Source organism: Bacillus sp. KICET-1 (assembly GCF_027721405.1).
GTDB classification, from domain to species: Bacteria; Bacillota; Bacilli; order Bacillales; family Bacillaceae; genus Bacillus; species Bacillus velezensis.
On sequence record NZ_CP113515.1, the window covers coordinates 1,361,107 to 1,383,793 of the forward strand.

Here is a 22,687-nt window from a genome sequence, read left to right on the forward strand (position 1 = left end):
GACAATAGATGAAACGCAATACGAAGCGGCAGCGGTCTGATGACAACTTTTTGCATGCAATGGAAGGAAAAGTGATTACTGTCTACCGGGGAGGCCCGGAGTCCAAGACAGGGAGATTAGCAGACATTCAATCGGATTATATCGCTCTTCAGGTTGATAATAAAATCGTTTATTATCAATGGAAACACGTGAAAAGTGTGACGGAAAATACGAGTGAAACCGTATCGCCGGCCGAAGCGGCAGAATGTGAAAAAGCTGATGATTTTCAAGACCTGATCAGCCGGATGACCAATCGCACGGTGCAATTGAATCAGGGAGGTCCGGAATCGAAAAGAGGAAAGCTTCACGAAACAGGGGATGATTTTCTCGTGCTGGAAACAGAAGATGACGGAATTGTATATTTTAACGCCGACCATGTCAAAAGCATCAGCGCGGAACAAGAAGAGGACGGCCAAGAGGAGGAGCGCCCGGAATTTGAAATGGCTGATGATTTTCACGGCATATTTAAACGCCTGATCCACAAATGGGTATCCATCAACCGCGGAGGTCCTGAAGCCGTTGAAGGTATACTTGTGGATAATTCCGACGGCCACTACACTCTTGTGAAAGATAAAGAAGTGCTGCGGATCTATCCTTTTCATATCAAGAGCATCAGCGAAGGGGCAAAAGGCGCAGCTAAAAAAGAGGAGAATAAAGACGACGAGAATAAAGGTGAGAAAGAGAGCGCCGAAGAAGAAAAGCCGCATGAAGAAGAATCACGCGAAGAGAAGCGTACTTCCTCTAAAAAGTCGAAAAGATCATCAAGATCCGTTCGATCCTCAAAACGGGAGAAAGAGGTCTCTTATAGCTACGCCACTGTATTAAGGACAATAGATTATCGGTGGAAACGCGGCCGTAAATGATTGGAAAGATTGTCCGTAAACGCGGGAGAGGGGGGAATGAAATGGCTGGATTAAGCAGATTTCTGGATAAACAAGTCGATATTGAGATATCGGGGAATACGACATTTTCAGGAACTCTTTTGGATATCGGTCAGGATATCATTGTGATTCATGACGGCCGGACGTTTCTTTATATTCCGCTGCTGCATCTTCAGCGGATGACATTGACGCTCCCGGACGAAGAGAATAAAGAACCGTACGCAAGAAAAAAAAGTCCGCATCCCGAAAAACAGGAACATTCATTTTCTTACCGGAATACCCTCCAGCATATAAAAGGCAGATTTACAGAAATATTTGTTACGGGAGACCGTTCCATTCATGGGTATGTGACAAGTGTTTTAAATGATTATTTTGTTTTCTTCTCTCCGGTTTATAAGACTCTTTTCATCTCGATGCATCATTTGAAATGGCTGACACCCTATTCCGATGAGCAGACGCCGTATACATTAAACAGTTCAGAGCTGCCGGTTGTTCCCGCTAATGTGCCCCTTGTCCGGAATTTTGAGGAGCAATTAAAAAGATATATCGGGAAGCTGATTATTCTGGATTTAGGAGATATACCGAATAAAGTGGGGCTGTTGCAGGATGTCTCAGATAATATTCTTGAATTGACCAATGCAGACGGCGATACTGTTTTTTGGAAATTGAATCATTTAAAGACCATGCACCTGCCATAAATGATAAAACTGCCTCTCTTATACAGCAGGCAGTTTTTTTATGGGAGCTAAAGGTAAATCCAACTGATCCAAACATATAAAACGGTAATGGTAAACACGACGGTGAGAGGGACAACGATAATGGTCGTTTTGATATATTCTGACCAAGAAACTTTTTCGCCGTGCTGTCTGATGATATGCATCCAGATCAGCGTGGCTAATGTCCCGATCGGCAGAAGCAATGATCCGATATCACTGCCGATAATATTAGCCAGATAAATGATTTTTACGGTTAATGGGTCGATGGACATTTCAGTTAATGTCAAAGTGCTGATCATTAAGGCGGGATGGTTATTGAACAAATTAGAGAGGACGGATGTAGCAATGCCCATAATAGATGCAGCGTGGGCAATGCTTTGTGAGACATAAGGTTCAATAGACTGAACAAGCAGCGCCGTCAGTCCGATATTATGCAGTCCGTAGATGATAATGTACATCGTGAAGGCAAAAATAAAGATATGCCAAGGCGCTTTCCTTAATAAGTCTGCCGGTCCGATTTTTAAATAAAACCATCTCCAGCCAAGCAGGATGACTGAACTGATGACAGCCACGAGCGAAACGGATATGCCGTTGTAAGAAGCTGCAAACAGACTGATCCGGACGAACAATACAAATGCCAAAACACAAAACATGATGTTCGTACGGCTGTTTTGGGTCGGGTCTGGCGGAGGCTGAAGCGGGTGATATCGTTTGTGTTCCAGCGAATCAAAATGAACCGGAATATCGGGGAGCTGTTTCGGCAAACGGCGGTAAAAAACGGCAAACAGCAGAAAGGCCATAAACACCAGTCCCAGCGTGCCGGGGATAAACATCATATTGGTGTACAAATAAAGGTCCATGCCTATCATTTTGAGAGAAATTAAATTGACGATATTACTGACGCCGATCGGGGTGCTTGCCGCCGTCGCAATTAATACGCCGCTTATTAAATACGGTGTTTTCTGATGTCTTTTAAGTCCGAGATATTGTAAGACCAATAGTAAAATAGGAGTGGTGATTAAGACGCTGCCGTCATTATTCAGAAAGAGCGTCATTGAAAAACAGAGCAGGTTGGTCAGCCAAAAAAGCCGGATGCCCGATCCCTTGGCGCGGTGAAGCAGTTTGGCCGCCGCCCAGTTAAAAAAACCGAAGCTTTCCAGCGCGATCGCCATAATCATTGTGGAGATAATGGTGATTGATGCTCCGGTGACTTTTGACCCTATATCCCCCAAATCATGAAAGGAAACGGTTCCGCATAACAAAACGAGAATGGCGCCCAGCGACGCCGGAACGGCTTCATTTAATCCCCCGGGTCTCCAAAATATAAAAATAATGGTCACAAAGAAAGAAATCAGGGTCAAAATGACGGTAATATGTGTAATGTGTTCTGCCTCCTTTTAGATGGGTCATTGCCGCCCCGTTATTTTTATCCCTCCTGATCAGTTGTACTGTATGTATACGGGTACAGGTCGTAAGGTGTACTGAGCGTTTCTACCAATTTAGTAAAATTCCATAAAAGCACAAAAAAAAGAGGCTGCTTTCGGCGGCCCTCTTTTTTATGCATTTTCCTTGTCCGCCTGCAATAAAGCCTGGCGCTTATTCATAATATCCAGAAAATGTTTCAGAATCGGGTTTTGATTATCCTTGCGGTAGGCAATGACCCATTCGGCAGTGAGCTGCACCTGATTAATGCCGCGGTAGGCGACTTCGAGATTAAACAGCTTTTTAGCAGAAGAAGGCACGAAGGTTACGCCGATGCCGGCACTAACCAATCCGATCACCATTTGATACTCCGTCGCTTCCTGAACGATTTTCGGTTTGAAGCCCGCCTGCTCGCAGTAGTTTACAAACTCTAGGTATAAAGTCGGCCATGTTTCTTTCGACAGTGTGATAATCGGTTCATTTTTTAAATCCTGAATGTCGATTGTCTGTTTAGCGGTAAGCGGGTGCTGCTTCGGCAAAGCCAGAATGCACGGACTGCTCTGCACCTTTTCCATATGTAACGCGGAATGCTGTAAAGGCGGATGAAGGATGCCGATATCAATGTTCCCCTTCAGAAGTTCTTCCTGCTGTCTGAAAGAAGAAATTTCACGCAGATCAAGCTTGACGGAGGGGAATTTTTCGCGGAATTCCCGAATGATCGGCGGCAGAAATTCATATGTGGCCGAGCCGACAAAACCGACGACAAGGCGGCCGAGCTCTCCCCGCGCCGTTCTCTGCGCCATTTCAATCGCTTTGTCTATTTCTTCGATCGCGTTTCTGCTGTGTTTTAAAAAACTTTCTCCGGCAGCTGAAAGCTCTACAACCCGTTTCGTGCGCTTTAATAAGGTCACGCCGACTTCCTTCTCAAGCTGTTTGATCTGCTGGCTGAGAGGCGGCTGTGTCATATTTAACCGAAGCGCAGCTTTGCCGAAATGAAGTTCTTCGGCAACGGCAATAAAGTATTGAAGATGGCGAAGCTCCATCCTTATCCATTCCTTTCTCTTTGTTAATTATTCGTGAAACATATTAATCATACGGCGAATTGATATTGGAGGTCAATTTCCAAAGAGTGTATAGTGAATAATATCACAAATTACTTAAAATTTTATATTTAATATGCATAATAAGGAGTGAGGGTGTTGGCAAAAGCAACAAATGAACTAAAAACCTCTGGAAAAAATCGGGGGGCGGAGCTTGTTGTTGATTGCTTAGTGGAGCAAGGTGTCACACATGTTTTTGGCATTCCGGGTGCAAAAATTGATGCAGTATTTGATGCGTTAAAAGATAAAGGACCTGAACTGGTTTTATGCCGTCACGAACAGAACGCTGCATTTATGGCTGCGGCTGTCGGAAGACTGACTGGAAAACCAGGCGTTTGTCTCGTTACTTCAGGCCCGGGGGCATCCAACTTGGCGACCGGCTTGTTAACGGCTAATACAGAAGGTGATCCGGTAGTGGCGCTGGCGGGTAACGTAATTCGCGCAGACCGGTTAAAACGGACACACCAATCATTGGACAATGCGGCGCTATTTCAGCCGATTACAAAATACAGTGTAGAAGTACAGGAAACAGGGAATATACCAGAAGCGGTAACAAACGCCTTCAGGGCAGCGTCAGCAGGTCAGGCAGGCGCGGCTTTTGTGAGCTTTCCGCAGGATGTTGTGAATGAAATCACAAATGTGAAAAACGTACGCAGCGTGCCGGCGCCGAAACAAGGCCCTGCACCGGAAGAAGCGGTCAGCGCGGCTATCGCGAAAATCCAGACGGCGAAACTTCCCGTTCTGTTAGTCGGCATGAAAGGCGGAAGACCGGAAGCGGTAAAACAAATCCGCAAACTGCTTGCCAAAACAAAACTGCCTTTCGTAGAAACGTACCAAGGGGCCGGCACATTGTCCAGAGAGCTGGAAGACCAATATTTCGGCCGGATCGGACTGTTCCGCAACCAGCCGGGCGATCTTCTGCTTGAACAGGCGGATGTCGTATTAACGATCGGTTATGATCCGATTGAATACGATCCGAAGTTCTGGAACGTAAACGGTGACCGTGCTATTATCCATCTTGACGAAATTCAGGCCGATATCGATCATGCCTATCAGCCGGAATTAGAATTATTAGGCGATATCCCCGCTACGGTTAAACAAATTGAACACGACGCTGTGACATTTGATATGGGCAGCCGTGAAAAAGAAGTGCTGAGCGAATTAAAACAGATGCTCTCAGACAGCGAGAAGGCGCCAAGCGACCATAAATCCGACAGAGTGCATCCTCTGCAAATCGTCCAAGAACTGCGCAATGCAATTGATGACGACGTAACCGTCACTTGCGATATCGGTTCTCACGCGATCTGGATGTCCCGCTACTTCCGCGCTTATGAGCCGCTGAAACTGTTGATCAGCAACGGCATGCAGACATTGGGCGTAGCGCTTCCTTGGGCGATTGCCGCCACATTGGTGAATCCGGGTGAAAAAGTCGTATCCGTTTCAGGAGACGGAGGATTCCTGTTCTCTGCAATGGAATTGGAAACGGCAGTCCGCTTAAAAGCGCCGATCGTTCACCTTGTATGGAATGACAGCACATATGATATGGTCGCATTCCAGCAGATGAAAAAATATAACCGTACATCATGCGTAGATTTCGGAAACATTGACATCGTAAAATATGCAGAAAGCTTCGGCGCCACCGGCTTGCGCGTTGAGTCACCGGAACAGCTGGCAGACGTGCTGCAAAAAGGCTTGAACACAGAAGGCCCTGTCATCATTGACATTCCTGTCGATTACAGTGACAATGTCCATTTATCAAGCGACATGCTTCCGAAGCAATTCAAAGAAAAAATGAAAGCAAAAGCTCTCTAGCACTCTGCGCACCATGACCTGTTTTCTAAAACAGCCCAATTTAAAAGGAGTGAAGGGAATATGAAAAACGCAAGCGACATCCATATGATGAGCCGCGGAGAAAAAGGCTCACCTGAGGATCAGATCTATCAAGTATCCACCATGACATCTCTGCTGGACGGAGTATATGACGGAGATTTTGATATGGCTGACATTCCGAAGTTCGGTGATTTCGGAATCGGCACGTTCAACAAACTGGACGGCGAATTAATCGGATTTGACGGCGAATTTTACCGTCTGCGCGGCGACGGAACGGCTACGCCTGTTAAAGGCGGAGACCTGTCACCATTCTGCTCATTCACATTTTTCACGCCGGACATGACGCATACGATCGACGGCGAAATGACCCGTGAAGAATTCGAGCAGGAAATCGCCAGCCTTCTGCCTAGTAAAAACTTATTTTATGCGATCCGTTTAGACGGCGTATTTAAAAAGGTGCAGACAAGAACGGTAGAACGCCAGGAGAAACCGTACGTTCCGATGATCGAAGCGGTGAAAACACAGCCTGTGTTCAACTTTGACGACATTCAGGGTACAATCGCCGGCTTCTGGACGCCGGGTTACGCAAACGGCATCGCTGTTTCCGGATATCACCTGCACTTCATTGATGAAGGACGCAATTCCGGGGGACACGTGTTTGACTATGTCATTAAAGATTGTAAAGTGACCATTTCTCAAAAAATGAATATGAACCTCAAGCTTCCGAATACGGCGGACTTTTTCAACGCAAATTTAGATAATCCGAATTTTGCGAAGGATATCGAAACAACCGAAGGAAGCCCGGAATAAAATAAAAAAGAAAGCCTCATTTTTCTCGGGGGCTTTCTTTTTATTTGGCTGAACCGGCAAAGATTAGGTAAAATACAGTCAAAAGGGAAAGGTGTGGTAGCTGTGAAAGTATTGGTATTAGCGGTTCATCCTGACATGGACAACTCAGCGGTCAATAAGGCGTGGGCAGAAGAATTAAAAAATCATGATGACATCACGGTCCGTGAGCTTTATAAAGAATATCCGGACGGGAAAATAGATGGGGAAAAGGAACGGCAGCTGTGTGAACAGTATGACCGGATCGTATTTCAATTCCCGCTGTACTGGTACAGTGCGCCTCCGCTTTTAAAAACATGGATGGATCATGTGCTGGCGTATGGCTGGGCTTACGGTTCCAAAGGAAAGGCGCTGCACGGCAAAGAATTGCTGCTGGCTGTTTCTGTAGGTGCCGGAGAGGATGCATATCAGGCAGGCGGGTCCAACCATTTTTCACTGAGCGAGCTCTTAAGGCCGTTTCAGGCAATGGCTAATTTTACGGGAATGACCTATTTGCCGGCTTTCGCGATGTACGGGGTTAGCAGCGCCGATGCTGCGGCTATCCGTGATAATGCCAAACGCCTGGCGGATTACATAAAGAAGCCATTTTAGAGTTGTATGCATTCATCTTCATCCGACAATATTTCCTGAGAAATATTTCGAACCTTAGACGTTTCTGACTGCTCAAGAAAGAAAAAACGGATTTCGCGCTGAATTTGCGAAATCCGTTTTGATATTATGTCAGTTTTTGCAGATCTTTTGTGCTGATATATCCCGTTGCGCCCCCGTAATCGACAAGCGCCCAGCCGAAATCAATGCCGCCGCCGGCTGTCTTTTTCCATCCGAGGAAAGAAACGCTCGTGTTTTTGGCAAGGGAAGCTTTGACCGCTTGTTTGTCTGTATATACTTTTGTTTTTGCCGTCGTTTTTACGGTTGTTGCTTCTTTAACAATATAATGAGTAGATACAAATCCTGTTTTTCCGTTTTTATAATGTACTTTTGCCCAGTCAGCGTTCTGGAATGAAACGATCTTTAAGCTGTCGCCTAAATGAAGGGTATCAGCTCTCGGACTGGCTGCTGATGCTTTTGTTCTGACGTTCAATGCTTCCACGGAAACGAGATAAGAGTCAAGCGGGTAGCTGTACAGATCGTCAATTTTGACCGCTTCTTGCGCGTGTGTCTCGGGAAGAGGCGTTATTCCGGCAGCTGAAGCCGCTGATATTCCCGTTGCAAGGGTCAGAATGGATGCCGCTTTGGCTGTTTTCTTCATCTGTATCTCTCCTTTTACTTCATCCTTTCACGTTTTACCGGAAGTCTAAACATCGGCCGGTTATTTTTGCGTTTGAAGTTTCAATGGAGCGGAAATGGTTTTTTTGACTTTTTCTCCTTTGAGCACCTGCTCCGCCGCTTCGGCCGCCAGTTTTCCGATCAGCTCCGGCTGCTGGGCGACCGTGGCTGTCAGCTTCCCGTTTTTAATGGAAGAAATCGCATCTTTATTTCCGTCGAAACCGACGACCAAAATGTGTTTGCCCGAGCTGTTAATCGCTTCGAGCGCGCCGAGTGCCATTTCATCATTATGGGCGAACACGGCTTTGATATCCGGATGTCCCTGTAGAAGGTTTTCCATAACGGTCAATCCTTTTGTACGGTCAAAATCCGCCGCTTGCTTTGTTACGACATCCAGCTTTTTGTCGGCAATATGATGAAAGCCCGTTCCGCGTTCCCGTGTCGCGGATGCGCCCGGCACCCCTTGCAGTTCAGCCACTTTGGCGCCTTTTCCGAGCTGATCGGCGAGGTAGTCAGCCGCCATTTCTCCTCCTTTGACATTGTCAGAGGCGACAAGCGTTTCGACTTTGCCGTGTTCGGCTGAACGATCAAGCGCAATGACGGGAATGCCGAGGGAATTTGCCGATTCGACGGCTGTTGAAATCGCTGATGAATCGGTCGGATTGACCAGCAGCGCATCGACTCCCTGCTGGATCAAATCTTCTACGTCATTTGACTGTTTAGATGAATCATTTTGGGCATCGACAATAATGACCTTCATCCCCCGTTTTTTGGCTTCCTTTACAACGCCTTCTTTTAATGAAACGAAGAACGGATTGTTCAATGTAGAGACGGAGAGCCCGATAGTGAATTCTTTTTTATGTTTTGTGTTTGACGGTTTTGCCCATTGAGGCGGTTCAAGTGAACAGGCGGACAGCAAAAACAGTGATAATGCCGCGATCGTGATGATGGCTTTCTTCATAATGGTCCTCCTACTATGCCGATTTTTTGCGGTCCAGCAGCACCGCGATTAAAATGACGATTCCTTTGACGACGAGCTGATAAAAAGATGATACGCCGAGAAGGTTCAAGCCGTTGTTCAGCGTTCCGATAATCAAAACCCCGATCAGCGTACCGATGATGCGCCCTCGACCGCCGGACAGGCTCGTTCCGCCGAGAACGACCGCTGCGATGGCGTCCAGCTCGTATGATTCCCCGGCCGTCGGCTGTGCGGAATTTAAGCGTGATGTCAGAATCGCTCCTGCCAGCGCCGATAATAAACCTGTCAGAGAATAGATCATGATCTTGATGCGGGGCACTTTGATTCCCGATATCAGCGCCGCTTTCTCATTGCCGCCGATGGCGTATGTCCGGCGGCCGAACGGTGTTTTGTGCAGAAGAACCCACAGGGCCGCAAATGCAATCAGCATCGTAATGGCAGGTACGGGAATGCCGAGAAAATAACCGCGCCCGAATAATTGAAATGCGTAATTTGAACCGAGCCCCGTAATCGGATTTCCGTCCGTATAGACGAGGGTCAGTCCGCGAAAGACGGTCATTGTCGCCAAAGTGGCGATGAACGGCGCCATTTTTCCTTTTGTGATTAATAATCCGTTTATCATGCCGAGTACGGCGCCGATCACGCAGCCGATGATGACGGCTAAGATCGGATCGATGCCTGAGACCATCATACCCGCGACCAATGCGCTCGATAAGGCGAGGATGGCTCCGACAGAGAGATCAATGCCTCCCGTTAAAATGACAAACGTCATTCCGAATGCAATCAGAGCGTTAATCGCAACCTGCCGAAGAAGGTTGAGAATATTGAGGGGTTCAAGAAAACTCGGGTTTAAAACGGAAACGATCAGCACAAGAATCAGTAAGCCGAGAAACGGACCGAGTTTTTGCGTGAAGGTATGAATGGAAAATCGCTTTTGTTCAGTTGATGTCATTGGTTCAGTTTTCATTCTGCTGCCCTCCCGTGGCAAGTGTCATGATGTGTTCTTGTGTTGCGCCGGCCGCATTGATTTCTCCGCTGATGCGCCCTTCGTGGACGACGATGATTCTGTCACTCATGCCGAGAATTTCCGGCAGCTCGGAAGACACCATGATGATGGCGACTCCGCGATCGGTCAGTTCATTCATTAATGAATAGATTTCCCTTTTCGCGCCTACGTCGACGCCTCTTGTCGGTTCATCAAGGATGAGAACTTTCGGGCCGATTCCGATCCATTTGGCGATGACGACTTTTTGCTGATTTCCTCCTGATAAATGCCGGGCGGCGGTTTCCGGAGATGCGGTCTTAATGGTCAGACGCTTGATGAGCAGCTCAACGAACTCCGCCTCGCGTTTTCGGTCAATGATGCCTTTCGGAGAGAAGCTGGTCAGGTTCGGCAATGAAATATTTTCACGAATGGACGTATCCAGCAGCAGCCCTTCATCTTTGCGGTTCTCCGTAATCAGGCCGAGGCCCTTGCGGATGGCATCGTACGGACCCCGAATGCCGGTTTTTCGGCCGGAAATCCAGATCTCTCCGGAATCGAGCCTGTCAATTCCGAACAGCGCTCTCATGATTTCTGTCCGTCCGGCACCCATTAAGCCGGAAACGCCGAGGATTTCTCCGGCGCTCACATGGAAACTGATCTGTGAAAAGCTTCCTTTTTTTGAGGCGTTTTTCACTTCGAGCACCTTATCGCCGAGTGACGGCGTGCGAGTCGGATACCGATCGGTCAGCTCCCGCCCGACCATTTTTTTGACCACTTCATCAAAATTAGTGTCTTTAATATGCGCCGTATCGACAGTGAGGCCGTCCCGCATAATGGTGATCCGGTCGCAAATCGAAAATATCTCTTCCATTCGGTGCGAAATATAGACAATGGATACGCCGTCCCGCTTTAACGCCGTCATTACGTCAAACAGTTTGCTGATTTCCCGTTCGGTCAGCGCCGCGGTCGGTTCGTCCATAATAATGACTTCGGCGTTTGTCATCAGCGCTTTGGCAATCTCAATCATCTGCTGCTGGCCGACGGAACATTGTCCGGCTTCCCGGTTGAGAGGAAGAGAGACTCCCAGTTTTTCAAGCTGTGATTTTGCTAGCGCTTTCATTTTCTTCGTTTCCAAAACGCCGAACGCCGTCGTCAGCTCTTTGCCGATAAAAAGGTTTTCAAGCACCGTCATGTCCGGCCATATATTCAGTTCCTGATGGATAAAGGCGATTCCGTGCTTTTCGGCCTCCTTTGGATTGGAGAAGCTCATATTTGTTCCGTTTATCGTAATGTTTCCCTTATCGAGCCGGTGGAGCCCGGTGAGCAGATTCATTAACGTCGATTTTCCCGCTCCGTTTTCTCCCATTAAAGCGTGGATTTCTCCCGGCAGAAGCTCAAATGAGACGCCGGAGAGCACTTGGTTTTTGCCGAATGCTTTATGAATGTCTGTCATGCCGATGTGCATGCTGGATCCCTTCTTTCTAGAAAATCACACCCGCCTGCAGGATGCAGTTGGCGTATGGTGTCATTTCACCCGTTCGGATGACGGCTTTTGCTTTCTGAGTGAGCCGTTTGAATTCCTCGTGGGACATGTACTCGATCGTCTGCGCTGAGAAATGGCTTTCTATGAAACTTGCATTCTCAGGATTTGCGTCTTTGATCTCGGAAGCGGCTATCACCTTTTCGACTGCCATCTCCCCGGCTACCAGGCTGGTCACGTCCCGAAAGGCGGGAACGCCCGCCGTTAAGGACAAATCAATTTTAGGGACGCCGTCAGGGACGGGGAGACCCGCATCGGCGATCGCGATGAGGTCTGTATGCCCGAGATCGGCTAATACTTTGGCAATGTGGCTGTTTAACATTCCGTGTTTTTTCATGACAGCAGCTCCTCAACTTCTTTTCTGGCCGGCATCCCGCCTTGGGCGCCGAAGTGCTGCACGGACAGGGAGGCGGCGCGGTTGGCAAACAGGAGCGCTTGCTCGATGTCCCGTCCTTCCGCGAGTGCGACGGCAAGTGCCGCATTAAAGGTATCGCCGGCTCCCGTCGTGTCGACCGCTTCTGCAGGGAAAGCGGGAACAAGCCGTTCCTTGGTGCCGTCTGAGTAGCGTACGCCTTGTTTTCCTTCGGTAATGAACAGCTTGCCGGGATAGCCGGCAAGCGCTTCTTCTTTCGTCCGGTCAGGAAATAAAATGGATGCTTCATGTTCGTTCGGCGTAAGATATGCGGCATCCTCAATCGTCGATTGTTTCAGCGGCCGGGCCGGCGCGGGATTCAGGATAACCGGAATCTGCTGCGCGCGGCAGTAGCTACACACTTCTTCAACGGTTTCTTCAGGAATCTCCTGCTGGATCAGCACGATATCAATGCCGGGAAGTTTTGCTAGCGCACTTTTGGCATAATCGGGGGAGATGTCATCGTTTGCGCCTTTTACGACGACGATGCTGTTGTCTCCTTCTGCGAGCACAATATGAGCCGTTCCGCTTTTTTTATGTGTAACCGTTTCCATGTAGTCCGTATTGACACCGTTTGCCTTCAGGTTTTCAATAATCGCTTTTCCGTAGCCGTCATTGCCTGCTTTTCCTACCATATATACGTTTGCGCCCAGGCGGGAAGCGGCTACGGCCTGATTTGCGCCTTTTCCCCCGGGCACAGTTTGAAAGTCTGTGCCCAGTACGGTTTCTCCGGCTTTCGGGCGCCGATCGGATGTGACGACCAGATCCATAGAACAGCTTCCGATAACACAAATTTCACTCATGGTGATCATCCTTTCTCGTCGTTTGTCTTCTTATGTAAGTCACGGGCATTTGAATGGCCGTCTCTTTCGGCGGCTCTTTCTTTATCAATTGCAGCAGCAGGTTTGCCGCTTGTTTTCCCATCTCATATGCAGGCTGGCGGATGGTTGAAAGAGGCGGAAACAAAAGCCTGCTCTGCGGAATATCGTCGTATCCGATGATCTGAATCTCCTCCGGAACTTTTTTGCCGAGCCGCAGCGCCTCATGGAGGACGGCAGCCGCCGCAATGTCGTTGCTGGCAATGACTCCGTCGGTTTCCGGGTATGCTGCAAACAATTCTTCTGCTAAAATGGCGGCATCCTTGATGGAAAATGAAGCGGCGGAGATGACATTGAACTGCGCGCCCGCTTTTTGCAGCACATCAAGTGCGCCGTTAAAACGTTCCTGAGCGGTCGGAAGGTGGGCTGGGCCTTTGACAAGCGTGATGCTTGTGCTTTTGCCGCGAAGCATTTCCTCAGCCGCCCGTTTTCCGCCTGCCCGCCCGTCACTGAATACGGATGGGGCGCCTTCTTTTGTCCGGTCCAGAAATACGACCGGGTAAAGGCTGCCGTTGTATTCGGGAAGGTCGGGGTAATGGGTGGCCGCCAAAATACCGGCAACTTGATTTTGTTTAAATGTTTGCAGGTAGTCGAGTTCTTTTTCCAACTCTTCATCGCTGTTGCCGATGATCAGCCGGTATCCTTCCCGCTGCAACTTGTCTTCAGCCCCGCGGGCAAGCTGAGGGAAAAAGGGATTCGTAATATCCGGAAGCAAAAGCCCGACCAGTCTGGATTCTCTTTTATAAAGAGAGCGGGCAACTTCATTCGGATAATAATTCAGCTTCTCCATGGCAAGCATGACCTTCGTTCGTGTATCTTCATGCACGTAGCCGTTGTCATTGAGGACACGCGAAACCGTGGCAACAGAGACGCCGGCAGCGCCTGCGACATCTTTAATCGTTGCCAACAAACACTCCTCCTTCATTTATGTAACCGTTTACATAAAAAGAGTAACACGAATAATTTCGGTTGGCAACAAAAAAAGAGACCGGGGTCTCTTTTAGTTCACGATGCCGATTTGCGAGATATTCACTTTGATATCAGGGACGATCTCGATGGAAGGATAGACCTCACGCCAATTGAGCCGCTTGCCCCGCTCATAATAATGGGTTTGATAGTTCCGGCCGATGCCGAGGATATCCGAGTTGTGCTCCTGAATATGGCTGATCACCGATCTGGCCTGCCCGTTCAGATTTGCTGAGGCTTGTTTGTTCATTTGGTCGATTGCCGTATAAGAATTCAGCTTGTCCTTCGGATATTCCAAGACGCGTGCATTCAGTTTCAAACGGATTTTCACTTTTATATGCTGCGGATCTGTATCTATAAATACAATCTTTCGCGTGGCATCCGTGATGCCGAGAGAAAGATAATTTTCAATATCCATTTTGTATTTGTCCCACAGCTTCAGATTAATATTAGCCGATTTATTAAATTGCCCGCTTAAAAGGGTCAGGAGGGTCGAATCCTGACCGAGCACCTCAGTCACTTTCCGCTGGCCGCTGAACAGGGCAGAACCCTCTACCTTTATCGTCTGTCCGTTAATCGATAAATAAGGAAGGGCGAAATCCTTATCAGCCGTCAGCATGCTTGAACGGATGGATTGCAAATTTTCCATGCTGATATTTGATTCCGCATTAGCGCTTGTTAATAAATTCGTTAAGTACTTGCTGACGATCAATTTCTGCCGGACGAGCAGCTTCAGCACTTCAATCGCCTCGCCGTCTTTTACAACCGCCGGATGAGCGAGAAGCGGGCTTTTCGGATCTCTGTAAAAGACATCGAGATAAGGAAAAAGCGGTTTTTCCGCCATTTTCTCACCGATTAATAAGACTCTTTGCTTGGACGTGTCAATGCGCTGATCGACAAGCTTATCCAATTGAAACCGCGCTTCACGGATGGTGTGCCCGGAAGCGCTGAGCACCGTCGTAATGAATGAGCCGCCCGTTTCCTGTTCCGCCTGGGACGACTGAACCTTCCGATAGGTGATGCCGATTTTATTTTTACCGTCATGATCAACATCAAGGCTTGCGGTCAGCACGAGAGAAATATCTTTCAGCAAATTTTGATCCCAGCATCCCGCAAGTGTCAGGCTTGCGCACATGAGACTGATAAGAACCGCTTTTTTAATGCGCATGGCGGACACCCTTTTTGCGTACAAGGACAATCAATACCATAAACAACGGAAACAAATACACAAACACTATATCGGAAATGCGGAAAAACTGATCAAGCTGCTGTATCGTTTTATCCGTGCTTGTGGCCCAAATAGACAGAAGGAAGACGAGCAGGGCCAGCGGATAAACAAACCGGCTGTGGTCTTTTTGATTGAACAGCTTGGCGATGCCGGTGCTTGCCAAGTAAAACACGTTGGCCAGTGTTGAAAAGACGGTCACGAACCAAAACGTCAAAAAGAGCAGATCCGTCCGTTCGATAATTCTGAATGAAACGGTTTTTAACAGGTACAGCACAGGCTCCGGGATCATTTTTATTTCTTCGGGGCTGATTGTGACAAAGCAAGTAAGGGTGATATACAGGTAATAAAGGATAATCAAGATGTTTGAAATCGTCAGTATTTTGTAGCGCTGGCTGACGGTGCAGTTGATAAGGGGCCCGATCACGAGCGCCGCCTGAAAGCCGGTAATGCTGACAAGTGTTTGCTGCACCCCGGTAAGCATGTCTTTTGCGGTTCCGTGAAAAATCGGCATAATGTATGTGATATCGGCTTTTCCCAGCGTGTATAAAATCGGCAGAGAGATCAGCAGCAAAAACGGCGTTAAGATAAAGCTGAACCTGGCGATCGCATTCAGCGGGGCTTGGGCGATATAGACAGAACCGAGGATCAGCATTAAGCTGACCACCCAATTCGGAGTCTGCGGGAGCACCCAGATATCCAATATCCGTGTAAATACAGAAAGAATGAGCGTGCAGAGAAACGCGAAATATAAAATATACAGCACCTGCACCCCTTTGCCGGCAAGTGTTCCGAATACCTCCTCCAGCATTTCGTACAGGTTCAGCTTCGGAAACCGGTGAAATAATATCATATACAGGCTGAATGTAAGCTGGACGAGCAATCCGGTAAGCAGAATGGAAATCCATCCGCTGCTTCCCGATTTCATCATCAGTAAATGGGGCAGCGCCAAAATGCCGATGCTGATCTGCGTCTGATTGATGAAAAACACGCCTTGAAGCGGGCTGATTTTTTTAGGCTTCATCTTTTCTCCACCCCCGAACATGTTTTATCTGCTTTGAGTCTTGCGGTCTCAAATAAAAAGGCCTTCTTTTAATAAACCAAGCCGGCAGCCGGATAAATGCATCCTTCAAGTCGCTGAAATGAAACGGCGTCAGAGATGATAAGTAAGGGACGCCGAGTGATTCAAGCTTGCACAGGTTCATCAGAATAAGCCCGAAGCCGAGTGCGATGCCGAAAAAACCGAACGAAGATGCCAGAAACATAAGCGGAAATCTGAGCGTTCGGATGGACGTGCTCATTTCATATGAAGGAAGCACAAAAGAAGAAACGGCCGTAACGGCTACGACGATGATCATCATATTAGAAATGAGTCCCGCCTGAACGACTGCGTCACCGATCACGAGACCGCCGACAATGCCGATCGTCTGACTGATCGGTTTCGGCAGCCTGATACCGGCTTCGCGGATCAGTTCAATCGTAATCTCCATAATCATGGCTTCTATCAGCGGAGGGAAGGGAATATCAACAATCGAATTTTTCATGGTGATAATCAGATCGTTGGGAATGACTTCAAAATGAAATGCAATCAGCGCGATATAAAAAGCGGGCAGCGTAATCGCGATCATAAAGGCGAAAAATCTCAGCACTCTTAAAAAACTGGCGGAAATCCATCTCGTGCTGTAGTCATCCGGCGATTGAAAAAAAGAAAAGAATGTGATCGGCGCAATCAAAGCCGACGGGCTCCCATCCATCATGATCAGCACACAGCCTTCCATCACGCATGCTTTTGCTTTATCCGGCCGTTCCGTATGAATGATCTGCGGAAAAATGGAAAACGAATTATCTTCTATTGATTCCTCGATAATCCCGGGCGCAAGCACGCTGTCTATACGCAAGTATGACAGGCGCCGCTTCACTTCCTCCACAATCTCCGGATTGGCGATATTCTCAACAAAGATAACCGCAACCTTTGATTTGGCTCTTTCCCCGATATCCATATAATGAACGGAGAGATGGCGGTCCTGTATGTGAAACCGCAGCTGATGAATGTTCGTTTCCAAACTTTCCACAAACCCGTCATGGGCGCCGCGGACGATACTTTCAGATTCTGGTTCCATAATGGAACGCAGCGGATTCTGGCCGACGGAAAACAGCTTCGCTTTCCTCGATGCATCGCTGAGAAAAACAACCTGGCCTGCCAAAATCCCGTCAATGAGTTTTCTGGTTTCATCCGTTTCCGCACTGCTGACGGCATTCATCGTTTCCTCAAGCGGGCCGTTCTGCAGGGTGTCGCTTAACAGAAACTCATTCAGCTTCTGTTCTTCTATCATCTGTTCAATATAAAAGAAAGCGGTATGACGGTTCTGCAGTTTGATCCTTCGTATTTTAAAATCACCGCAAACACACATCAGCTCCTGCATTTCCCGTACAGCCGATTCAAAATCGCCGGGAATCCGTTTGTTTTGTTTATCCGCAGACATCAGACCGCCTCCTTTCCCGGTTATCTGTAGTTTTCAGCGGGTATTCCTTTTTTATGCATTTTATAAAATAGAGGAGTTCCTCGATGGTTTTACCAAGAACTTCACAATTATGGATGAATATTTCTTGAACGAATATAAAGATTTATTAAAAATATTTCAAAAGAGTGATAAACGTCCTGTAAATGGTTTAAAAGGAGAAAGGCTTTCCGCATATAAAATGTGTATTTCTTGTAAACACTCCGGACCCGTCTTTTTCTGTCATGTACCAGTCATTCCGCTAGTTATTTTGGAATGGGACTGAAAGCAGGATACGGGGGAAAAATGAATGACTTTAAGACCTTATCCTTAACAAAACAGGCAGTCTGCACACAGCGGACAGAGAGTCCCGAAACGTATGCGCAGTGCGAAAAACGCTGATACAAACGGGCTGGAAAAGATGGATTATCATTACATCTTTTTCTTCCGGAACGCGAATAGTTCCATTGGTCCAAATGAATTTCTGTGCGGAAATGTAAACGCATTCATTTTTCTTTTGAAAAATTGAAGTAAGGTTGAAGTCCTGCCTATTCCCAAAAAAAGCAATTCAATAATAGGAAGAATAGCGTCACTAATAGAGAAGTTTGGCTCAGTGAAAGCGGGAAGATTATGTTACATAATGCCGATTGAGAATTCATAGTGAAGCTATATACTGATGAATGAATTTATCAATACAGAAGGAGATGTCAAAAATCAATGTGGTTACTCATTATAGCCTGTGCTGCCGTACTAATCATCGGAATCATTGAAAAAAGGCGGCATCAGAAGAATATCGATGCTCTGCCAGTACGCGTCAATATTAATGGTATCCGCGGAAAGTCAACCGTAACGAGGCTGACGACCGGAATACTGATGGAGGCGGGCTACAAAACAGTCGGAAAAACGACGGGAACAGATGCAAGGATGATCTATTGGGATACACCTGAGGAGAAACCGATCAAACGGAAACCGCAGGGCCCGAATATCGGCGAGCAAAAAGAAGTAATGAAGGAAACCGTAGAACGGGGCGCCAATGCCATTGTCAGTGAATGTATGGCGGTAAACCCGGATTATCAGATTATCTTTCAGGAAGAACTCCTTCAAGCCAACATCGGCGTCATCGTGAATGTGCTTGAAGACCATATGGACGTCATGGGGCCGACGCTTGATGAAATCGCTGAAGCTTTTACCGCGACGATACCGTATAACGGTCACCTTGTCATTACAGACAGTGAATACACAGACTTCTTTAAAGAAAAAGCCGCAGAGCGGAATACCGAGGTCATTATTGCGGATAACTCTAAAATTACAGATGAATACCTTCGTAAATTTGAATATATGGTCTTTCCTGATAACGCTTCCCTTGCGCTCGGCGTTGCCCAGGCTCTTGGGATAGATGAAGAAACGGCGTTTAAAGGAATGCTGAACGCGCCGCCTGATCCTGGCGCCATGAGAATCCTGCCGCTGCTCAGCACGAAGGAGCCCGGTCATTTCGTAAACGGCTTTGCCGCAAATGATGCATCTTCTACTTTGAATATATGGAAACGTGTAAAGGAAATCGGCTACCCGACAGATGAACCGATCGTCATCATGAACTGCCGCGCCGACCGTGTGGACAGAACGATTCAGTTCGCAAACGACGTGCTTCCGTACATTAAAACGAAGGAACTCATACTCATCGGCGAGACGACGGAACCGATCGTCAGAGCTTATGAAGAAGGCAAGATTCCTGCCGATACATTGCACGATCTGGAATATAAATCAACAGACGAAATCATGGACGTGCTGAAAACAAGAATGCAAAACCGTGTCATATATGGCGTCGGCAATATCCACGGTTCAGCGGAACCATTAATTGAAAAAATTCAAGAGTATAAGGTGAAACAGCTCGTTAGCTAGGAGGAAAAGGATAAATGTTCGGATCAGATTTATACATCTCACTTATTTTAGGCGTGTTAATCAGTTTAATTTTCGCGGAAAAAACAGGTATCGTACCTGCCGGTTTAGTCGTGCCGGGTTATTTAGGGCTCGTTTTTAACCAGCCGGTCTTTATTTTACTCGTATTGTTAGTGAGTCTTCTTACATACGTGATCGTCAAATACGGTTTATCCAGATTTATGATTTTGTACGGACGCAGAAAGTTCGCAGCTATGCTGATAACGGGAATCTGCTTAAAAATCGCCCTTGATTTCCTTTACCCGATCGTACCGTTTGAGATATCAGAATTCCGCGGAATCGGTATCATCGTACCGGGTCTGATCGCCAATACCATTCAGAAACAGGGATTAACGATTACATTTGCCAGCACGCTGTTCTTAAGCGGCGCAACTTTTGCCATTATGTTTGCTTACTACTTAATCTAATGTAAGGTGTGTCAAACGATGAAAAAACAATTAAGCTTTCAAGAAAAACTGCTGAAGCTGACCAAACAGCAGAAAAAGAAGACCAATCTTCACGTTTTTATCGCGCTGCCGATCGTCTTTTGCCTGATGTTCGTCTGCATCCTGACAGGGAAGGCGGAAACGCCGAGTGTGAAAAGAAATGCCGATGACCTTGTATCAGCCTCATTCGTCGGAGATATTATGATGGGCCGGAATGTCGAGAAAGTGACAAAGCATAAAGGCACGGAGAGTGTCTTCCGTTACGCAAAGCCATTCTTCGAAGCATCCGACTATGTGTCGGGGAACTTTGAAAACCCGGTTACATATAAAAAGAACTACAAAGAAGCAGAAAAAAATATCCACCTTCAGTCAAACAAAGATGCCGTAAAAGTATTGAAGGACATGAATTTCACCGTTCTCACGGCAGCCAACAACCATGCGATGGATTACGGCCCTCAAGGAATGCGGGATACGGTTGAAGAGTTTTCAAAGCAAAATCTTGAACTTGTCGGCGCGGGCCTCACGCTGAAGGAAGCCGAGCAGAACATTTCGTATCAAGATGTAAACGGAATCAAAATCGCAACACTGGGTTTCACCGATGTTTCCGGAAAAGGCTTTGCAGCGAAACGAAATGCGCCGGGTGTGCTTCCGGCCGATCCAGAGCTGTTTATTCCGATGATTTCTAAAGCCAAAAAGAAAGCCGATCTTGTCATTGTTCAAACACACTGGGGACAGGAATACGATAATGATCCGAATGACAGACAGCGCCAATTGGCAAGAGCAATGTCAGATGCCGGAGCGGATATTATCGTCGGACACCATCCGCACGTGCTGGAACCGATCGAAATGTACCACGGCACCGTTATTTTCTACAGCCTGGGCAACTTCGTATTCGACCAGGGGTGGACAAGAACGAGAGACACGGCGCTTGTTCAATATCATCTGCAGAAAAACGGCACGGGACGCTTTGAAGTCACGCCGATGAATATTCATGAAGCAACGCCTGCACCGGTTAAAAAAGGCAGCATCAATCATAAAACGATCGTACGTGAACTGACGAAAGAATCGAATTTCAAGTGGAGCGTCAAGGATGGAAAATTAACGTTTGATGTGGATCACAGCGATATCTTAAAAAAGAAAGCGGAGTGAAAAACAAATGAAAATCATTAAAGCAGGATGGCCGTTTGCCGCGATCATTATGGTCTTTATGTTTATGTCAGCGTTTAAATACAATGATCAGCTCACAGATCAGGAAAAACAAAAAATTGACACGGAAATGCAAAAAATTCAGCAAGAGGACACAGCGGGCGCAAAATAAGCGCATGATTCCGCTTGCCGGCATATTGTTTGTTCCGAATCCAGTAAAGAATGCCCATATCGGGCATTCTTTTTTGTGTACTCTCCTAAACATTTGTTAAAAGTTACCGATGTAAAAACTACCAAAAATAAGGAGAGTGAATAGAAAACATGCTCACAAGCTGGAGGAAGTACATCCTTGCCGGCCTTATGATTTGTCTTGTGGCACCCGCAGTGACGAGAACGGAAATTGCTGAAGCGGATTCTCAAGTTTCTGTCCTGATGGTTTCAGACGCGCAAAAACTTGTCGGAAATAAATATGTTTACGGAGGCGAAGAGCCTGAGGACGGTTTTGATCCGTCCGGATTGATGCATTATCTTTTCAGCAGACAGAACATCCATCTGCCGAGAACGGTCAGTGATCAATGGAAGATTGGAACCGCCGTCAAAGAAAATGACCTTTTACCGGGAGATCTTGTGTTTTTCAAAAAGTCGGATTCAACACAAAACGCGCCCGTCCATGACGGTCTTTATATCGGAAACGGAGAGATGATACACAGTTCTCCGTCTGAAGGCGTAACCGTCACACGCTTTCAAAAAAGCAGTTATTGGATGAATTTATATCTTGGCGCAAAGCGGATTACAAAAGATCCGGAACTGGCTGATGATCCGATCGTTCAGGAGGCAGCCCTTTACCTCGACATTCCGTATGTATTCGGCGGAAGCACGCCCGAGGAGGGATTCGACTGTTCGGGGCTGGTTCAATATGTTTTTGAAAACAAGCTTCACATTTACCTGCCGAGATCTGCGGAACAGCAGTGGCTGGTCGGTGAGAAAATCAAACTGAGCGGCATAAAGCCCGGGGACGTGATTTATTTCAGCGACACGTATAAAAAAGGAATTTCCCATGCGGGCATTTATGCGGGAGAGGGAAGGTTCATCCAAGCAAGCCGCTCCGCAAAAGTCACCATTTCTTACTTGTCGGAAGATTATTGGAAAAAACATTTTACGGGGGTGCGCCGATTCAGCAATTTAGCCATTTCTAAAGAAAATCCCGTTGTGTCCACAGCGGCCGATCATATCGGAATTTCTTATCTGAAAGGCGGCGTTTCACCGGAAACCGGCTTTGATACGGCGGGATTTGTTCAATACATCTATCAAAAAGTGAAAGGAATCAGCCTGCCGCGTTATGCGGACAAGCAGATGCAGGCGGGCGTTCCGGTCGATAAACAAGATCTGAAGCCCGGCGATCTGGTCTTCTTTAAAGCGGAAAGCCTGAATCCGGCCATTTATATCGGGAACGGACAAGTGATTCATGTCACCGTGTCCGCAGGCGTTACCATAACAAATATGAACACAAGCGCTTATTGGAAGGACAAATATGCGGGCAGCATCCGGCTCCCGTAAAAAAAAGACGTCAGAGAGTG

At 47.2% G+C, this 22,687-nt stretch carries 22 protein-coding genes; 10 read left to right on the plus strand and 12 right to left on the minus strand.

Annotation, left to right across the window (positions count from 1 at the left end; genetic code table 11):
* The first annotated feature begins 8 nt into the window (after positions 1-8).
* On the plus strand, positions 9-902 hold the full coding sequence (locus tag OVA33_RS07025; RefSeq protein ID WP_014419049.1) for a hypothetical protein: 894 nt from the start codon (positions 9-11) through the stop codon (positions 900-902).
* Positions 903-943: 41 nt separating this feature from the next.
* Positions 944-1,618, plus strand: coding sequence for a hypothetical protein (locus OVA33_RS07030; protein WP_007407530.1), 675 nt, complete (start codon positions 944-946; stop codon positions 1,616-1,618).
* Positions 1,619-1,665: 47 nt separating this feature from the next.
* Here OVA33_RS07030 and OVA33_RS07035 read toward each other — a convergent pair whose 3' ends face one another.
* Together OVA33_RS07035 and alsR are read right to left on the minus strand one after the other, a co-directional pair.
* Entirely contained in the window at positions 1,666-2,997 is a 1,332-nt protein-coding gene (locus OVA33_RS07035) for an arsenic transporter (protein WP_012118610.1), read from the minus strand.
* 195 nt (positions 2,998-3,192) lie between these two features.
* Positions 3,193-4,101 carry an acetoin biosynthesis transcriptional regulator AlsR gene (gene alsR / locus OVA33_RS07040; protein ID WP_007407528.1) on the minus strand — a complete coding sequence of 303 codons (909 nt, stop codon included), beginning with the start codon at positions 4,099-4,101 and terminating at the stop codon, positions 3,193-3,195.
* A 156-nt stretch (positions 4,102-4,257) separates the two neighbouring features.
* Between alsR and alsS the strand changes: the two genes are divergently transcribed.
* From alsS to OVA33_RS07055, 3 genes are all read left to right on the plus strand, one after another.
* On the plus strand, positions 4,258-5,970 hold the full coding sequence (alsS, locus tag OVA33_RS07045) for an acetolactate synthase AlsS (protein ID WP_063636511.1): 1,713 nt from the start codon (positions 4,258-4,260) through the stop codon (positions 5,968-5,970).
* 60 nt (positions 5,971-6,030) lie between these two features.
* Positions 6,031-6,798, plus strand: a complete 768-nt coding sequence (budA, locus tag OVA33_RS07050; protein ID WP_003151318.1) for an acetolactate decarboxylase — start codon at positions 6,031-6,033, stop codon at positions 6,796-6,798.
* A gap of 102 nt (positions 6,799-6,900) precedes the next feature.
* Positions 6,901-7,425: an NAD(P)H-dependent oxidoreductase gene (locus OVA33_RS07055; protein WP_017418778.1), complete on the plus strand. Its 525-nt coding sequence runs from the start codon at positions 6,901-6,903 to the stop codon at positions 7,423-7,425.
* A gap of 124 nt (positions 7,426-7,549) precedes the next feature.
* On the opposite strand, the gene OVA33_RS07060 is transcribed toward OVA33_RS07055, so the two are convergent.
* The 10 genes from OVA33_RS07060 to OVA33_RS07105 all read right to left on the minus strand — a co-directional run bounded on the left by OVA33_RS07060 (position 7,550) and on the right by OVA33_RS07105 (position 17,568).
* Positions 7,550-8,083, minus strand: a complete 534-nt coding sequence (locus OVA33_RS07060; RefSeq protein WP_063636510.1) for an SH3 domain-containing protein — start codon at positions 8,081-8,083, stop codon at positions 7,550-7,552.
* A gap of 60 nt (positions 8,084-8,143) precedes the next feature.
* Positions 8,144-9,061 (minus strand): ribose ABC transporter substrate-binding protein RbsB, encoded by a 918-nt coding sequence (gene rbsB, locus OVA33_RS07065; RefSeq protein ID WP_021494847.1) that lies wholly within the window; start codon positions 9,059-9,061, stop codon positions 8,144-8,146.
* Positions 9,062-9,074: 13 nt separating this feature from the next.
* Positions 9,075-10,046: a ribose ABC transporter permease RbsC gene (rbsC, locus tag OVA33_RS07070; RefSeq protein ID WP_012118605.1), complete on the minus strand. Its 972-nt coding sequence runs from the start codon at positions 10,044-10,046 to the stop codon at positions 9,075-9,077.
* Positions 10,036-11,529, minus strand: a complete 1,494-nt coding sequence (locus OVA33_RS07075) for a sugar ABC transporter ATP-binding protein (RefSeq protein WP_063636509.1) — start codon at positions 11,527-11,529, stop codon at positions 10,036-10,038. Before OVA33_RS07075 ends, rbsC begins: the two co-directional genes overlap by 11 nt.
* Positions 11,530-11,545: 16 nt before the next feature.
* Positions 11,546-11,941: a D-ribose pyranase gene (gene rbsD, locus OVA33_RS07080; RefSeq protein WP_007407521.1), complete on the minus strand. Its 396-nt coding sequence runs from the start codon at positions 11,939-11,941 to the stop codon at positions 11,546-11,548.
* A complete protein-coding gene (gene rbsK, locus OVA33_RS07085) occupies positions 11,938-12,819 on the minus strand; it encodes a ribokinase (RefSeq protein ID WP_022553886.1) in 882 nt (293 codons plus the stop codon). Before rbsK ends, rbsD begins: the two co-directional genes overlap by 4 nt.
* Entirely contained in the window at positions 12,812-13,801 is a 990-nt protein-coding gene (locus tag OVA33_RS07090) for a LacI family DNA-binding transcriptional regulator (protein WP_025649355.1), read from the minus strand. The genes rbsK and OVA33_RS07090 overlap by 8 nt, the downstream gene beginning before the upstream one ends.
* Positions 13,802-13,894: 93 nt before the next feature.
* The gene (locus OVA33_RS07095; RefSeq protein ID WP_017418781.1) at positions 13,895-15,028 is read right to left on the minus strand and encodes a Ger(x)C family spore germination protein; all 1,134 of its coding nucleotides are present in this window, start codon (positions 15,026-15,028) and stop codon (positions 13,895-13,897) included.
* Positions 15,018-16,109, minus strand: a complete 1,092-nt coding sequence (locus OVA33_RS07100) for a GerAB/ArcD/ProY family transporter (RefSeq protein WP_012118599.1) — start codon at positions 16,107-16,109, stop codon at positions 15,018-15,020. Before OVA33_RS07100 ends, OVA33_RS07095 begins: the two co-directional genes overlap by 11 nt.
* The gene (locus OVA33_RS07105; protein WP_017418782.1) at positions 16,099-17,568 is read right to left on the minus strand and encodes a spore germination protein; all 1,470 of its coding nucleotides are present in this window, start codon (positions 17,566-17,568) and stop codon (positions 16,099-16,101) included. Before OVA33_RS07105 ends, OVA33_RS07100 begins: the two co-directional genes overlap by 11 nt.
* Positions 17,569-18,300: 732 nt before the next feature.
* Here OVA33_RS07105 and pgsB point away from each other — a divergent pair.
* From pgsB to OVA33_RS07130, 5 genes are all read left to right on the plus strand, one after another.
* Complete coding sequence (gene pgsB / locus OVA33_RS07110; RefSeq protein WP_003151337.1) at positions 18,301-19,482, plus strand: poly-gamma-glutamate synthase PgsB; 1,182 nt, start codon at positions 18,301-18,303, stop codon at positions 19,480-19,482.
* Between the two features lie 14 nt (positions 19,483-19,496).
* Positions 19,497-19,946, plus strand: a complete 450-nt coding sequence (gene pgsC, locus OVA33_RS07115; protein ID WP_003151340.1) for a poly-gamma-glutamate biosynthesis protein PgsC — start codon at positions 19,497-19,499, stop codon at positions 19,944-19,946.
* 18 nt (positions 19,947-19,964) lie between these two features.
* Positions 19,965-21,113, plus strand: a complete 1,149-nt coding sequence (locus tag OVA33_RS07120; protein WP_017418784.1) for a CapA family protein — start codon at positions 19,965-19,967, stop codon at positions 21,111-21,113.
* A gap of 7 nt (positions 21,114-21,120) precedes the next feature.
* Positions 21,121-21,282 carry an extrachromosomal elements maintenance protein EdmS gene (locus tag OVA33_RS07125; RefSeq protein WP_003151344.1) on the plus strand — a complete coding sequence of 54 codons (162 nt, stop codon included), beginning with the start codon at positions 21,121-21,123 and terminating at the stop codon, positions 21,280-21,282.
* Between the two features lie 149 nt (positions 21,283-21,431).
* Complete coding sequence (locus tag OVA33_RS07130; protein ID WP_063636507.1) at positions 21,432-22,667, plus strand: C40 family peptidase; 1,236 nt, start codon at positions 21,432-21,434, stop codon at positions 22,665-22,667.
* Positions 22,668-22,687: the final 20 nt, after the last annotated feature.

Excerpts from the sequence above, each read along its gene's own strand:
- OVA33_RS07025 (WP_014419049.1), top strand. The coding sequence starts at position 9 with ATGAAACGCAATACGAAGCGGCAGCGGTCTGATGACAACTTTTTGCAT.
- OVA33_RS07030 (WP_007407530.1), top strand. The coding sequence starts at position 944 with ATGGCTGGATTAAGCAGATTTCTGGATAAACAAGTCGATATTGAGATA.
- alsR (WP_007407528.1), bottom strand. The coding sequence starts at position 4,101 with ATGGAGCTTCGCCATCTTCAATACTTTATTGCCGTTGCCGAAGAACTT.
- budA (WP_003151318.1), top strand. The coding sequence starts at position 6,031 with ATGAAAAACGCAAGCGACATCCATATGATGAGCCGCGGAGAAAAAGGC.
- OVA33_RS07060 (WP_063636510.1), bottom strand. The coding sequence starts at position 8,083 with ATGAAGAAAACAGCCAAAGCGGCATCCATTCTGACCCTTGCAACGGGA.
- rbsB (WP_021494847.1), bottom strand. The coding sequence starts at position 9,061 with ATGAAGAAAGCCATCATCACGATCGCGGCATTATCACTGTTTTTGCTG.
- rbsC (WP_012118605.1), bottom strand. The coding sequence starts at position 10,046 with ATGAAAACTGAACCAATGACATCAACTGAACAAAAGCGATTTTCCATT.
- OVA33_RS07075 (WP_063636509.1), bottom strand. The coding sequence starts at position 11,529 with ATGCACATCGGCATGACAGACATTCATAAAGCATTCGGCAAAAACCAA.
- rbsD (WP_007407521.1), bottom strand. The coding sequence starts at position 11,941 with ATGAAAAAACACGGAATGTTAAACAGCCACATTGCCAAAGTATTAGCC.
- rbsK (WP_022553886.1), bottom strand. The coding sequence starts at position 12,819 with ATGAGTGAAATTTGTGTTATCGGAAGCTGTTCTATGGATCTGGTCGTC.
- OVA33_RS07095 (WP_017418781.1), bottom strand. The coding sequence starts at position 15,028 with ATGCGCATTAAAAAAGCGGTTCTTATCAGTCTCATGTGCGCAAGCCTG.
- OVA33_RS07100 (WP_012118599.1), bottom strand. The coding sequence starts at position 16,109 with ATGAAGCCTAAAAAAATCAGCCCGCTTCAAGGCGTGTTTTTCATCAAT.
- OVA33_RS07105 (WP_017418782.1), bottom strand. The coding sequence starts at position 17,568 with ATGTCTGCGGATAAACAAAACAAACGGATTCCCGGCGATTTTGAATCG.
- pgsB (WP_003151337.1), top strand. The coding sequence starts at position 18,301 with ATGTGGTTACTCATTATAGCCTGTGCTGCCGTACTAATCATCGGAATC.
- pgsC (WP_003151340.1), top strand. The coding sequence starts at position 19,497 with ATGTTCGGATCAGATTTATACATCTCACTTATTTTAGGCGTGTTAATC.
- OVA33_RS07120 (WP_017418784.1), top strand. The coding sequence starts at position 19,965 with ATGAAAAAACAATTAAGCTTTCAAGAAAAACTGCTGAAGCTGACCAAA.
- OVA33_RS07125 (WP_003151344.1), top strand. The coding sequence starts at position 21,121 with ATGAAAATCATTAAAGCAGGATGGCCGTTTGCCGCGATCATTATGGTC.
- OVA33_RS07130 (WP_063636507.1), top strand. The coding sequence starts at position 21,432 with ATGCTCACAAGCTGGAGGAAGTACATCCTTGCCGGCCTTATGATTTGT.